This is a genomic window from Streptomyces sp. PH10-H1 (assembly GCF_030063355.1).
Lineage (GTDB): Bacteria > Actinomycetota > Actinomycetes > Streptomycetales > Streptomycetaceae > Actinacidiphila.
Genome location: NZ_JASISZ010000036.1, coordinates 1 through 12146, shown reverse-complemented (window position 1 = coordinate 12146; position 12146 = coordinate 1). Strand labels below are relative to the sequence as shown.

12 protein-coding genes and 1 pseudogene are annotated in these 12146 nt (G+C 73.5%); 9 read left to right on the top strand and 4 right to left on the bottom strand.

Annotation, left to right across the window (positions count from 1 at the left end; all coding sequences use genetic code 11):
- Positions 1 to 12 precede the first annotated feature (12 nt).
- Both pdxR and QMK24_RS21585 read left to right on the top strand, forming a co-directional pair.
- On the top strand, positions 13 to 1449 hold the full coding sequence (gene pdxR, locus QMK24_RS21590; RefSeq protein ID WP_283468188.1) for a MocR-like pyridoxine biosynthesis transcription factor PdxR: 1437 nt from the start codon (positions 13 to 15) through the stop codon (positions 1447 to 1449).
- 145 nt (positions 1450 to 1594) lie between these two features.
- A pseudogene (locus tag QMK24_RS21585) lies at positions 1595 to 2984 on the top strand (MFS transporter).
- A gap of 90 nt (positions 2985 to 3074) precedes the next feature.
- Here the strand turns inward: QMK24_RS21585 and QMK24_RS21580 are convergent.
- The gene (locus QMK24_RS21580) at positions 3075 to 3368 is read right to left on the bottom strand and encodes a hypothetical protein (RefSeq protein WP_283468187.1); all 294 of its coding nucleotides are present in this window, start codon (positions 3366 to 3368) and stop codon (positions 3075 to 3077) included.
- Here QMK24_RS21580 and QMK24_RS21575 point away from each other — a divergent pair.
- Positions 3367 to 3933 (top strand): DUF1990 domain-containing protein, encoded by a 567-nt coding sequence (locus QMK24_RS21575; protein ID WP_283468186.1) that lies wholly within the window; start codon positions 3367 to 3369, stop codon positions 3931 to 3933. The genes QMK24_RS21580 and QMK24_RS21575 overlap by 2 nt on opposite strands.
- Before the next feature lie 89 nt (positions 3934 to 4022).
- A complete protein-coding gene (locus tag QMK24_RS21570) occupies positions 4023 to 5357 on the top strand; it encodes a GNAT family N-acetyltransferase (RefSeq protein ID WP_283468184.1) in 1335 nt (444 codons plus the stop codon).
- On the opposite strand, the gene QMK24_RS21565 is transcribed toward QMK24_RS21570, so the two are convergent.
- The gene (locus tag QMK24_RS21565) at positions 5341 to 6513 is read right to left on the bottom strand and encodes a trans-sulfuration enzyme family protein (protein WP_283468183.1); all 1173 of its coding nucleotides are present in this window, start codon (positions 6511 to 6513) and stop codon (positions 5341 to 5343) included. The genes QMK24_RS21570 and QMK24_RS21565 overlap by 17 nt on opposite strands.
- A gap of 59 nt (positions 6514 to 6572) precedes the next feature.
- On the opposite strand from QMK24_RS21565, the gene QMK24_RS21560 reads away from it, so the two are divergent.
- The 4 genes from QMK24_RS21560 (at position 6573) to QMK24_RS21545 (ending at position 9871) form a co-directional block, all read left to right on the top strand.
- The gene (locus QMK24_RS21560; RefSeq protein ID WP_283468182.1) at positions 6573 to 7055 is read left to right on the top strand and encodes an Lrp/AsnC family transcriptional regulator; all 483 of its coding nucleotides are present in this window, start codon (positions 6573 to 6575) and stop codon (positions 7053 to 7055) included.
- 47 nt (positions 7056 to 7102) lie between these two features.
- A complete protein-coding gene (locus QMK24_RS21555) occupies positions 7103 to 8785 on the top strand; it encodes a DUF885 domain-containing protein (protein WP_283468181.1) in 1683 nt (560 codons plus the stop codon).
- A gap of 347 nt (positions 8786 to 9132) precedes the next feature.
- The gene (locus QMK24_RS21550) at positions 9133 to 9285 is read left to right on the top strand and encodes an ATP-grasp domain-containing protein (RefSeq protein WP_283468180.1); all 153 of its coding nucleotides are present in this window, start codon (positions 9133 to 9135) and stop codon (positions 9283 to 9285) included.
- A gap of 58 nt (positions 9286 to 9343) precedes the next feature.
- Entirely contained in the window at positions 9344 to 9871 is a 528-nt protein-coding gene (locus tag QMK24_RS21545) for a GNAT family N-acetyltransferase (protein WP_283468179.1), read from the top strand.
- Between the two features lie 43 nt (positions 9872 to 9914).
- On the opposite strand, the gene QMK24_RS21540 is transcribed toward QMK24_RS21545, so the two are convergent.
- Complete coding sequence (locus QMK24_RS21540; RefSeq protein WP_283468178.1) at positions 9915 to 10394, bottom strand: rhodanese-like domain-containing protein; 480 nt, start codon at positions 10392 to 10394, stop codon at positions 9915 to 9917.
- 94 nt (positions 10395 to 10488) lie between these two features.
- On the opposite strand from QMK24_RS21540, the gene QMK24_RS21535 reads away from it, so the two are divergent.
- On the top strand, positions 10489 to 10935 hold the full coding sequence (locus QMK24_RS21535) for an Lrp/AsnC family transcriptional regulator (RefSeq protein WP_283468176.1): 447 nt from the start codon (positions 10489 to 10491) through the stop codon (positions 10933 to 10935).
- On the opposite strand, the gene QMK24_RS21530 is transcribed toward QMK24_RS21535, so the two are convergent.
- On the bottom strand, positions 10925 to 12146 hold a 1222-nt coding region (locus QMK24_RS21530; RefSeq protein ID WP_283468175.1), incomplete at its 5' end, for an SbcC/MukB-like Walker B domain-containing protein. The two genes, QMK24_RS21535 and QMK24_RS21530, sit on opposite strands and share 11 nt — an antisense overlap.

The following is a 12146-nucleotide window of genomic DNA, read 5'->3' as shown; positions in this document are numbered from 1 at the left end:
AGGTCCAATCCCATGGCTGCTTCGAGGACCACTTCCGACACCGGGGCCGGCGGGACCGCCGCCTGGGAACTGCTGCTCCCCTCGGCCGCCGCTCCGGCCCGCAGCCGCGGCCGCGCGCTCCAGGCGGCGCTGCGGGACGCGGTGCGCGCGGGCCGGCTGACACCCGGCACGCAGCTGCCGTCGAGCCGGGAACTGGCCGCCGATCTGCGGGTGTCGCGGGGGCTGGTGACGGACGCCTACGCGCAGCTGACCGCCGAGGGCTATCTGAGCAGCCGGCAGGGCGCCGGGACCTGGGTGACCAGCGTGTGCGCGGGCCCCGGGGCGCCCGTCCCGGGTCCGTTCGCGGCGGACGACCGGGGCGGTCCTTCGGACTTCCGGCCCGGACTGCCGGACCTGTCGCTCTTTCCGCGCGCCGCCTGGTCGGCCGCCCACCGCCGCGTCCTGACCCGGCTTCCGCACCGGGCGTTCGGCTATCCCGACCCCCGCGGTCTGCCCGAACTGCGCGCCGCCCTCACCGATCTGCTGGCCCGCCGCCGCGGGGTCGCGGTGGACCCGGACCGGGTCGTGGTCTGCTCCGGGGTAGCCCAGGCGCACACCCTGATCGGTCTGGTCCTGCGGGACCGGGGGGAGCGCCGGGTGGCGGTGGAGGATCCCGGCAGCCCCGAGCACACGGCGCTGTTCGCGGCGGCCGGACTGGAGGCCGTCCCGGTGCCGGTCGACGGCGACGGCCTCGACCCGGCGGCGCTGGCCGCCACCGGGGTACGAGCGGCCGTGATCACGCCTGCCCACCAGTTCCCGTCCGGGGTGGCGTACACGGCGCGGCGGCGCGGCGAACTGGCCGACTGGGCCCGGGAGCGCGACGGACTGCTGATCGAGGACGACTACGACGGGGACTTCCGCTACGACCGGGCGCCGGTCGGCGCCCTCCAGGGCCTGGCCCCCGACCGGGTCGCCTACACCGGGTCGGTCAGCAAGTCGCTCGCTCCGGGCCTGCGACTGGGCTGGCTGGTGGCGCCGCCCGCCCTGGCGGCCGAGGTCGCGGCGCGCAAGCGGACCATGGATCTCGGCAATCCGGTGACCGAGCAGGCCGTGCTGGCCGAGTTCATCGTCAGCGGCCACTACGACCGGCAGCTGCGGCGCTGCCAGCGGCTCTACCGCACCCGCCGCAACGCGCTGGCGGAGGCGCTGGAGCGACGCTTTCCCGGCGCGCGGGTCAGCGGCATCGCGGCGGGGCTGCATGTGATCGTGGCCCTGCCCGCGCGGTACGGGCCCGAGCCGCGCTTCCTCACCGCGGCCGCGGCGGCGGGCGTGGCAGTGCGCCCGCTGTCCGACTACACCCGCCGCGGAACCGGCGGGGACGACGGCCGGGTACGCCTGGTCATGGGGTACGCGCACCTGTCTCCGGCGGAAATCGACCGGGCGGTACGACTGCTGCCGCAGGACGTTTGATCTCGAATCGGCAACAGTGGGTTTAAGTTCCCGATACCACCTTCTGTCGCGGTCCTCCCACTTGATAGATATGGCTCTGCGCGTTCCTGTCGGTCGATAGGCGCTCCACCCCCCTTTGGCCTTCGTCCTGTTGAGAGGTACGCCCATGCCTCCGCGCCCCCGCGCGGCGGTCCTGCCCCTGGTCGTGGTCTTCGCCGCCGGGTATCTCGCCGCCTATCTTCTGCCCACCATCGTCGGCCGCCTCGGATCCTCCCCGGGCGGGCTCGGCCTGAGCGCCACGCACGCGGGCGCTGTCGGCAGCGCCCTTCTGCTCTCCTCCGCGACTGCCGGCCTGACGCTCGCCTCTCGCGTGGACTGCGCCGGGCCCGTCCGTCTCGCCCGTGCCGGGCTCCTCCTCATGGTGGCCGGCTTCGCGCTGGCCGCCGCGACCGCCCACGTCCCGCTGGTGGTCGCCGGCTGCGTCATCGGCGGCTTCGGCTCAGGGACGGCGACCGCGGTGGCCGCCGTCGGAATCGCCGCCCGTCCTGATCCGCACCGTGCCTCGGTGCTGGGCCTGTTGACCACTTCGGCGACCGCCGGCGCACTGTACCTGGTGCTGCCGCGGCTCGGCGGCGGCCACGCGCTGCCGTTCGCCGCCATCGCCTGCGCCGCGGCGCTGGTCCTCCCCGCGGCGGGCCGGCTCCCGTCCGCGCCGGACCGGACCGGCTCACCACGGCGCGGCGCCCCGGGCCGGCTGCCGCACCGGCGCTCCGGCACCGTGCTGGCCGGCGCGATGCTCTGCTGGTCGATGGCGCAGAACGCCCTGTGGGGCGTGAGCGGACGCATCGGCCTCGACCGGGCCGGTCTGTCGGAAGCCGCGCTCGGCCTGGTCTTCGCCGTCGCGCTCGGCGGCGGCCGCGCCGGCTTCCCGGCTCGGCCGCGCCATCCCGGTCGGCGTGGGCACCGCGGTCATCGCCTGCTGCGTCGCGGTGAGCGCCTCGGCCGGCGGAGCCGTGCCGTTCGCCGCCGGCGAGGTGCTGTGGAACACCGTCTACCCGGTGGTGCTCTCCTACGTGATCGGCCTGGCCGCATCCCTCGACGGACAGGGCCGGTGGGCCGTGCTGGCCGGCTCGGCCTCCAATGTCGGCGTCGCATGCGGACCACTGGCCGGGACGCTGCTCTCCACCCACGTCGGCTACCCGGTCATGGGAGCGGTGCTGGCCTGCGCGCTGCTCGCCACCGCCGTGCCGCTCACCGCCGTCGCGCTGCACAGCGGCGGCCGCGTGCTGCTGCCCGGTGCCATACGCCGACGCGGCGGAGCGGCGGCCGCGGCTGTCGCGGGCGCGGCCGGCGCCCCGGCGGGTGCGGTCCCCGAACTGGGCGGCACCGAACTGGTCGTGACCGCCATCGAGGTCGGCCCGCCGCCGGGCGACGCGACCGCGCCCGTGCACGATCCCCTGCCGGAACCGGCGCCCGGGCCGGAGCCCTTGCCCCAGCCGGAACCGTTGTCGGAGCCGGTGCTTCACGGGGAACAAGCCGCGCTCGTCACAGCGTGAGGTAGTCGAAGGACTCCCCGCGCCCGAGCGGGAACACGTCACCGATGCGGAGGCCGCGTGTGGGCAGTTTCCCGGCGATCCCGGCATCGCTCAGCGGCGGGCCGAGAGGCGCCTCGGCGTGGCCCCGGTCGTCCTGGTGCCAGGTGCCCCTTCGGTGACAAGCCGGACCCGGACGAGGGTGCCGGCCGCCACGTAGACCATCGCCCTGACGAAACGCCGCCGGGCCGAGGCGATCGGCCACCACTTGCGGTCGGCCTCCAACTGCCACCTCTCACCGAGCGCGGCCTCGAGCGCCCGCCGGTCCACGGGCCCGCCCGCGGAGGGGAGGAACGCTTCCAGCCCGGACGCGTCGGCCAGTAGCGCCGGCGATAGCGTCTGCACCATGTCCTCGCAGCGCTCCGCCCCCTTCACGTACGCGGAGGTGGGTGCGACCCGGCACATCGCCGGGTCGCCGCCTCCCGGCTACCACTACTTCCGGGTCCGCACCCGGCTGGGCAGCGGTCCCCGGCTGGTGGAGACGGCAGGGCGTGCGGTCCTGGAGTGGCGGATGCACCGTGCCATGGGCGTGACGATGGACGCGACCGCGCCGGAGGCCGCGCCCGGGGTTCGGGTCGTGGTCGGCCTGGGCATCGGACGGCTGCGGCTCCGGGCGCCCTGCGAGGTGGTGTGGACCGTACGGGACGAGGAGCGGACCGGTTTCGCGTACGGGACCCTGGCCGGCCACCCGGAGTGCGGCGAGGAGTCCTTCATCGTCGAACGCCTGCCGGACGGTTCGGCGTGGCTGAGCGTGACGGCGTTCAGCCGGTCGGCGAGCTGGTACATGCGCGCGTCGGGTCCGCTGGGCCGCGCCCTGCAACGGGCCTACGCGCGCAGGTGCGGCCGCGTGCTGCGGCGGCTGGCGGGCGGTGACCGACGACCGTCAGCGGCCGGCGGGCGGCAAACCAGTTGAAAGCGCAAATTAACCACCAGGAACCACCCTTAACCCACCGGTCATAGAACGTTCGTGATCACGCAACACGCGTTCGACATGGTGTTCTCATGCCTCAGTTGACTCCTGCGAAGAACCGTTCCCGCCGCCACCACTGGCGGCACGACCTGGTCGAACTCGCCGCGCTGTTCACTGCGTTGGCCACCGCCGACCTGCTGGCCAATCTGGTGGCGCACGGCCCGGACGGGCCCGTGCTGCTGGTCGCCTCGGCCGCCGCACTGCTGGCGACGGCCGGATTCCACACATGGTGGGCACGCCGCCACAGCCATTCGCCTCCCGGCCCGGCCCCCGCGGCCGGCGCGACAGAGCCGGGCACGGCGGCCCTGTGGCGGATGCGCACCACCGTGCGGGACACCCCCGGGAGCCTCGGTGCGGTATGCATGGCACTGGCCGACGCGGGCGTCGCCATCCTGACGCTGCAGACGCATCCGCTGGCCGACGGCACGGTGGACGAGTTCCTGCTGCGGGCACCCGCCTCGGTGCCGGCCACCGCGCTGGCCGAGGCCGTCAGGGCGGCCGGCGGACGCGACACCTGGACGGAGCGTGCCGACGCCCACGATCTGGTGGACACCCCCACCCGGATGCTGACGCTCGCCACCCGCACCGCCCTGGACGCCGCGGAGCTGCCGCTCGCCCTGCGCCAGCTCTTCGGCCGGTGCACGATCCGCTCGGTCCCGGCCGCCAAGGACGGCTCGGCGCCGCCGGAGGACTCCCTGACGGACACGGTGATGCGGCTGCGCGACCCGTCCAGCGGCACGATCACCGTCGAGCGGGCCTATCTGCCGTTCACCCCGACCGAGTTCGCCCGCGCCCGCGCGCTGGTGGAGCTCGACGCGCGGCTGGGCGTGCGGATGCCCGACAGCAAGGACGTGCTGACGCTGCCGGAGGGCAACGAGATCACGATCCGCCGGGCAGGACCCGAGGATCTGCCCGCCGCCCGCGCCATGCACGAGCGCTGCTCCCCCGCGACCCTCGCGCAGCGCTACCACGGCCCGGTTCCCGACGCGGACCGCTATCTGACCCATCTGCTCAGCCCGCGCTTCGGCCGGACGCTGGCCGTCGAGACGGCGTCGGGCCGGCTGGTCGCGCTCGCGCACCTGCTGTGGGACGGGGACGAGAACGAGGTCGCCCTGCTGGTCGAGGACGACTGGCAGCGGCGCGGCATCGGGACGGAACTGCTGCGCAAGCTCGTCGGCCTCGCCGTCGAGGCGGGCCGGGGCAGCGTCTACGCCGTCACCCAGGCGACCAACACCGGCATGGTGGCGACCATGCGCGATCTGGGACTCCCGCTGGACTACCAGGTCGAGGACGGCACGCTGGTCATCACCGCGTCGCTGTCGGCGTCGGAAGTGCCCTCCCCGGCCGTGGTCACGAGCCGGAAGTGACCGCAGGGGTGCGGGCCGCGGCCCGCAGCGCCCCGTCGAGGTCGTGCCACAGGTCCTCGACGTCCTCCAGCCCGACCGACATCCGCAGCAGCCGGTCGCTGACTCCCGCCGACCGGCGGTCCCGCTCGTCCACGATGCGGTGGCTGATCGAGGCGGGGTGCTGGATGAGGGTGTCGACACTGCCGAGGCTGACGGCCGGGGTGATCAGCCGTACCGCGGCGATCACCTCGTGCGGGTCGCCGCACACCTCGAACGCGACCATGGCCCCGCCGATCCGCGGGTAGTGGACCGCCGCCACCCGCGGATCGTCGGCCAGCCGCCCGGCGAGCAGCGCGGCGCTCTGCGAGGCCGCCCGCATCCGCACCGGCAGCGTCGACAGTCCCCTCAGCAGCAGATAGCCGGCCAGCGGATGCAGCACGCCGCCGGTGGCGAACCGGACCTGGCGCAGCCGCCGGGCGAACTCCTCGTCGCAGGCCACCACCCCGCCGAGCACATCGCCGTGACCGCCGAGGTACTTCGTCGCACTGTGCAGCACAACGCTCGCGCCCAGTTGGACGGGGCGCTGCAGGACGGGCGTGGCGAAGGTGTTGTCCGCGAGCAGCGGCACCGTCCCGCAGGCGTGCGCGATCGCGCGCAGGTCGAGTTCGGCCAGGGTGGGATTGGCGGGGGTCTCGACCAGTACCAGACCGGTGTCGGGCCGGATCGCGGCGGCGATGCCCGCCGGGTCCACCCAGGTCACCTCGGTGCCCAGCAGCCCGCCGGACAGCAGATGGTCGCTGCACCCGTACAGCGGGCGCACCGCGACGACATGGCGCAGCCCCAGGGAGCCGCGCGCCAGCAGGCAGGCACTCAGCGCCGCCATGCCGCTGGCGACGGCGACCGCGTCCTGGGTGCCTTCCAGCCGGGCCAGCGCGGTCTCGAAACGGCTGACGGTCGGATTGTCCAGCCGGCCGTAGACGGGCGGGCCCTCCAGCCGGGCGCCGGTGGCCGCGAACGCGTCGAGCCGGGCGGCCTCACCGCGGCTGTCGTACGACGGATAGGTGGTGGACAGGTCCAGGGGCACGGCATGCACACCGAGTCCCGCGAGGTCTTCGCGGCCGGCGTGCACCGCTTCGGTGGCCAATGAGCGGGGCGTTATCACAGCTGGGTTCTCCATGCCCCGATCCTGAATAATCAGCGGTCATGTTCGATTGCCTCCCGTGTTACATTCGGCCGATGACCGATTCCATCATCCTGGATCCGATCGATCTCGACATTCTCCGCCTTCTGCAGAACGATTCCCGGACCACCAATCGCGACCTCGCGGCGGCGGTCGGCGTCGCCCCGTCCACCTGCCTGGACCGGGTGGCACGGCTGCGCCGCACCGGAGTGATCCTCGGGCACGAGCTGCGGCTGGATCCGGCCAAGCTCGGGCGCGGTCTGGAGGCCCTGCTGTCGGTGCAGGTACGGCCGCACCGAAGGGAACTGATCAGCCCGTTCGTCGCACGGATCCGCTCCCTCCCCGAGTCGCGGGCGCTGTTCCACCTCACCGGACCTGACGACTACCTCGTCCATGTCGCGGTGACCGGTACCGCCGACCTGCAGCGGCTGGTGATCGACGAGTTCACCTCCCGCCCCGAGGTCGCCCGGGTGGAGACCCGGCTGATCTTCCAGCAATGGGACTGCGGCCCCCTGCTGCCTCCCATGTCAGGCACGTAACCAGTAAGAATGATGACGCGGCGGCCCATCCGTACGAGGATGGCCGCATGTCCAATTTCACCAGCAGCCCCCTGCCCCGCGAGGTCGCCGACACCTACGTCGACCACCTCATCGAACTCGACCCGATCATGGGTACCTACCTCGGCCTGGCGCAGTGCAATGCCCTTCTGCCGGACTTCTCCCCCGCCGGAACGCGGGCGCTCGCCGACCTGGCCCGCGCCACCCTCGACCGGCTGACGGAGGCCGAGGCGAGGCCGGGCGCGGACAGTGAAGCGGAGCGGCGCTGCGCCCGGTTGCTGCGGGAGCGCCTCAACGCCGAACTCGCCGTGCACGAGGCGTCCGAAGGGCTGCGCGTGGTCAGCAACATCCATTCGCCCCTGCATGTGGTGCGCGAGGTCTTCACCGTCACTCCGGCCGAGACCACCGAGGACTGGACCGCGATCGCCGCCCGGCTGCGTGCCGTCCCGGCGGCGCTGGAGAGCTATCGCGCCTCGCTCGCCGAGGGCATCGACCGCAAGCTGCCCGCCGGTCCCCTCCAAGTGACGACCGTCATCGGCCAGATGGCGGAGTGGATCGGCACCCACAGCAGCTGGTTCGCGGACTTCACCGCGGGCGGCCCCGAGGAGCTGCGCGGCGAGCTCGACGCCGCGGCCGCCACGGCCACCGACGCCGTCACCCAACTGCGCGACTGGCTGCGTGACAGCTACGCGCCGAGCGTCGAGGGCGCCCCCGAAACCGTCGGCCGCGAGCGCTACGCCCGCTGGTCGCGGTACTGGAACGGCACCGACCTCGACCTCGACGAGGCCTACGCCTACGGCTGGTCCGAATACCACCGCATCCACGGCGAGATGAAGACCGAAGCCGCCAAGATCCTGCCCGGCGCGACCCCTTGGGAGGCGCTGTCGCACCTGGACAAGCACGGCACCCACATCGAAGGGGTCGAGGAGGTCAGGAGCTGGCTCCAGGCGCTGATGGACGAGGCCATCGAGGCCCTGGACGGCACCCACTTCGAACTGGCCGACCGTGTCAAGCGCGTCGAGTCGCGGATCGCCCCGCCCGGCGGCGCCGCGGCCCCCTACTACCTGCAGCCGTCGGAGGACTTCTCCCGTCCCGGCACCACCTGGCTGCCGACGATGGGCAAGACCAGCTTCCCCGTCTACGACCTGGTCTCCACCTGGTACCACGAGGGCGTGCCCGGCCATCATCTGCAGCTCGCGCAGTGGGCACATGTGGCCGACACCCTGTCGCGCTACCAGGCGACCGTCGGCATGGTCAGCGCCAACGCCGAGGGCTGGGCGCTGTACGCCGAGCGGCTCATGGACGAACTGGGCTTCCTCACCGATCCCGAGCGCCGGCTGGGCTACCTCGACGCGCAGATGATGAGGTCGACCCGGATCATCGTCGACATCGGCATGCACCTGGAGCTGGAGATCCCCGCCGACTCCCCCTTCCACCCCGGCGAGCGCTGGACGCCGGAGCTGGGCCGGGAGTTCTTCGGCATGCACAGCGGCCGCCCCGCCGACTTCGTCGACAGCGAGCTGATCCGCTACCTGGGCATGCCCGGCCAGGCCATCGGCTACAAGCTCGGCGAGCGCGCCTGGCTGACCGGCCGTGAGGCCGCCCGCAAGGCCCACGGCGAAGCCTTCGACGCCAAGGCCTGGCACATGGCCGCCCTCTCCCAGGGCTCCCTCGGCCTCGACGACCTGGTCACCGAACTCTCCGCCCTGTAGCACTTCCCGGCGGCCGGGCCCCGGGGCCCGGCCGCCATGCGGGTTCGCGGGCCCGCGGGCCACCCGATGCTTTCGCGCACCGGGGCCGGTCTAGGCTGCCCGTATGGGGGCCACCATCATCTTCTGCATCTTCTGCGCGGATCCGCTGAATCCGCGGCGTCCCGACCCGCACTTCGCACTCGAGGCGCAGGCCGCGCGTGACCTGGGCATCACGGTCGCGCTGCTCGACCACGACGCGCTGCTCGCCGGGGATCCGGCGGCCGTCGTCGGCCGGGTCCCGCGCGGCGCGGGACCCGCCTGGTACCGCGGCTGGATGATCCCCGGAACCGGACCGCGTACGGCCGCTGGTGGCCGCGCTCGGCTGCCGGTTCGTCACGACCGATCTGGCGTTGCGGACCGATGGGCGGTGGCGGGTGGTCGAGGTTGGGGACGGGCAGGTCAGCGACCTGCCGCAGGGGACGGACCCGGCCGGGCTGATCAGGGAACTCAGCTCCGGCTGAGGTCCGCGGGAGGTATTCTGCAGCTCCTTTGCCTTCTTCGACAGGACGGTTCCGATCCATGACCCTGCGTGTCTCCCACGACGACGACGGCCGGCTGGTGCTCGACTCCGGGCGGGTGACGCTGCGCGAGCAACTGCCCGCCGACTGCGCGCTGCTGGCCGAGGGCAAGCCCGCCGAGCTCGTCTGGATCGACGGCATACCCGGTGAGGGCACGATCGGCGCCGCCGGGATGACCGTCACGGCGGGCGTGGCGGGGATGTACCGGCCCGGGTGGGGAGTGTTCGCGATACAGCGGTCCGAGGACGGGGTCGCGCTCGGCGGCATCGGCTTCCACGGGCCGCCCTCCGAGGGCGTGGCCGAGATCGGCTACGACCTGTCGGTGTCCGCCCGGGGCGCCGGCTGGGCCACCGACGCGCTCCGGGTACTGGTGGAGTGGGCGCTCGGCCGGCCCGGCGTCCGGACCCTCCTGGCGACCACCGACCCGGAGAACCTCCCGTCCCAGCGGGTGCTGGAACGGGCGGGCTTCACCCGCGTCGCGGACCGCGGGGAACTGCGCGCCTTCGAACTGGCCGGCCCGACGGCCTGAGTCCCCCGGTACCGGCCGCAACCCCCTCTGCCGTCGGATCCGTTCAGCAGCCGCAGTCGTCGGCGCCGACCGGAGCGGTGAGCAGGTCCGCGTCGCGCTGCTCGGTGCCCTCGAAGGTCTCGAAGGCGAAGCCCTCACGGATCCAGTACTCCATACCGCCGAGCATCTCCTTGACCTGGTAGCCCAGTCCGGCCAGGGCGTACGCGGCGCGGGTCGCGCCGTTGCAGCCGGGGCCCCAGCAGTACACGACCACCGGGACCTCACGGTCCAGGAATTCCGCGGCGAGCTGCGGGATCTGGGCGGTCGGCAGGTGCACCGCGCCGGGCACATGGCCCTGGTCCCACGATTCGGTGCTACGCGAGTCGACCACGACGAACCCGGGGTTCTCGGCCTGCAGACCGGCCGCGACGTCGGAGACATCGGCGTGGAAGGCGAGGCTGGCGCCGAAGTAGGCGGCCGCCGCCGCGGGCGTGGCCGGCGGGACGCGGAGGACGGGGTTCTCAGAAACGATCATCTTTGTCATGGCTGGAAATCTACGGAACCCGGTCCCGGCCCGGAAGTGAGATTCCCCGGCGATCTTCTTGCCCGGCCGGGTTTTCCCCTGCTATTCATCAGTCATGGCCACTGAATCCCTCGACACAACCGACTGGCGCATCCTGGAAGCCCTGCAGCACGACGGCCGGGCCAGTTACGCCGACCTGGCACGTGCCGTCTCCATGTCGCCCAGCGCCGTCACCGAGCGGGTCCGCCGCCTGGAGGAGACCGGAGTGATCACCGGCTATTCCGCGGTCATCGACCACGACCGGATCGGCCTGCCGATCCTGGCCCTGGTGCGGCTGCGCTATCCGACCGGCAACTACAAGCCGTTCCACGACCTGCTGGCGTCGACGCCCGAGATCCTGGAGGCGCACCACGTCACGGGCGACGACTGCTTCGTGATGAAGGTGGCGGCCCGCTCGATGCGGCACCTGGAGGAGACCGCAGGCCGGATCTCGGGCCTGGGCTCGGTCACCACCAGTGTCGTCTACTCCTCCCCGCTGTCCCGCCGCCCGCTCACTTTGTGACGCGGGCGCCGCCGCCCTGCGCCACCGTGGAGCCCGACTGTCCCTTCACGACCCGCAACTGCGCAGGGATCCGCTGCCGCAGGTCGGCGACATGGCTGACGATGCCGACGGCGCGGTCCCGTTCCCGCAGGGCGTCCAGCACGTCGAGGACCTCGTCCAGGGTCTGCTCGTCGAGGCTGCCGAAGCCCTCGTCGATGAAGAGCGTGTCCAGGCGCGTGCCGCCCGCCTCGTCGGTGACCACATCCGCGAGGCCGAGCGCCAGCGCCAGCGAGGCGGAGAACGTCTCGCCGCCCGACAGCGTCGCGGTGTCCCGCTCGGTGCCCGTCCAGGCGTCGACGGCCATCAGACCGAGACCGGACCGGGAGCGGCCCGCCGACCTGGCGTCGCTGTGGACGAGGGTGTACCGGCCCGACGACATGCGCTGCAGCCGGACGCTGGCGGCCGCGGCGACCTGCTCGAGACGGGCGGCCAGGACGTACGTCTCCAGCTCCATCTTCAGCTGGTTCTCGGTGGAGGTGCCGGCCGACAGGTCCGCCAGCCGCCGGATGCGGGCGTACTCGGCGCGGGCCGGGGCGAGTTCGGCGGCCTTCGCGGCGACCTGCGCCCCCAGCCGGTCGAGGTCGGCGCTACGGGTTCCGGCCGCGGCGTGCGCGGCAGCGGCCTCGCGCAGCCGGCCCGTCGTGGCGTCGACGGCCGCCCGCGCCCGCGCGGGATCGGCGGGCGGCAGGGCGGCGGCCGCCGCGAGTCCCGGCCCGGCCAGGTCGGCGGCGACCGCCGCCTCCTCGTCACGCCATTGCGCCACGAGGCGCTCCAGGCGCAGCCGCCGGTCGGGCGCGTACAGCGCGCGGGCCGCGTCCCCGGGGGTGTCGAAGCCCGCGCGGAACGCGGCGTCGGACAGCGCCGCGTCGGCCTCCTTCAGGCGCTGGGCGCCGTCGTGCTCCCGGTCGACGGCCTGCGCGGCCGTGGCCAGCAGCCCCACCCGCCAGGTCAGTTGCGCCCTGCGGTCGGCCACGGTGACGAAGGTGCCGCGCGCCCGCCGCAGCTGCCCGCCGAGCCGCTCGTACTGCTCGTCGAGTTCCTCGCGCCGCGAGGTTCTGGCGGCGGCGCGGCTGAGCGCCTCGTGCCGCTGGACGGTGCGGCGGTCGCGTTCCCGCTCGGCGAGGCCGAGCGCCTCGCGGGCGGCGTGGGTGTCGGCAGCGGCGCGCCCGGTG

Excerpts from the sequence above, each read along its gene's own strand:
- QMK24_RS21575 (WP_283468186.1), top strand. The coding sequence starts at position 3,367 with ATGTCCTCGCAGCGCTCCGCCCCCTTCACGTACGCGGAGGTGGGTGCG.
- QMK24_RS21580 (WP_283468187.1), bottom strand. The coding sequence starts at position 3,368 with ATGGTGCAGACGCTATCGCCGGCGCTACTGGCCGACGCGTCCGGGCTG.
- pdxR (WP_283468188.1), top strand. The coding sequence starts at position 13 with ATGGCTGCTTCGAGGACCACTTCCGACACCGGGGCCGGCGGGACCGCC.
- QMK24_RS21565 (WP_283468183.1), bottom strand. The coding sequence starts at position 6,513 with ATGGAGAACCCAGCTGTGATAACGCCCCGCTCATTGGCCACCGAAGCG.
- QMK24_RS21540 (WP_283468178.1), bottom strand. The coding sequence starts at position 10,394 with ATGACAAAGATGATCGTTTCTGAGAACCCCGTCCTCCGCGTCCCGCCG.
- QMK24_RS21560 (WP_283468182.1), top strand. The coding sequence starts at position 6,573 with ATGACCGATTCCATCATCCTGGATCCGATCGATCTCGACATTCTCCGC.
- QMK24_RS21555 (WP_283468181.1), top strand. The coding sequence starts at position 7,103 with ATGTCCAATTTCACCAGCAGCCCCCTGCCCCGCGAGGTCGCCGACACC.
- QMK24_RS21535 (WP_283468176.1), top strand. The coding sequence starts at position 10,489 with ATGGCCACTGAATCCCTCGACACAACCGACTGGCGCATCCTGGAAGCC.
- QMK24_RS21545 (WP_283468179.1), top strand. The coding sequence starts at position 9,344 with ATGACCCTGCGTGTCTCCCACGACGACGACGGCCGGCTGGTGCTCGAC.
- QMK24_RS21570 (WP_283468184.1), top strand. The coding sequence starts at position 4,023 with ATGCCTCAGTTGACTCCTGCGAAGAACCGTTCCCGCCGCCACCACTGG.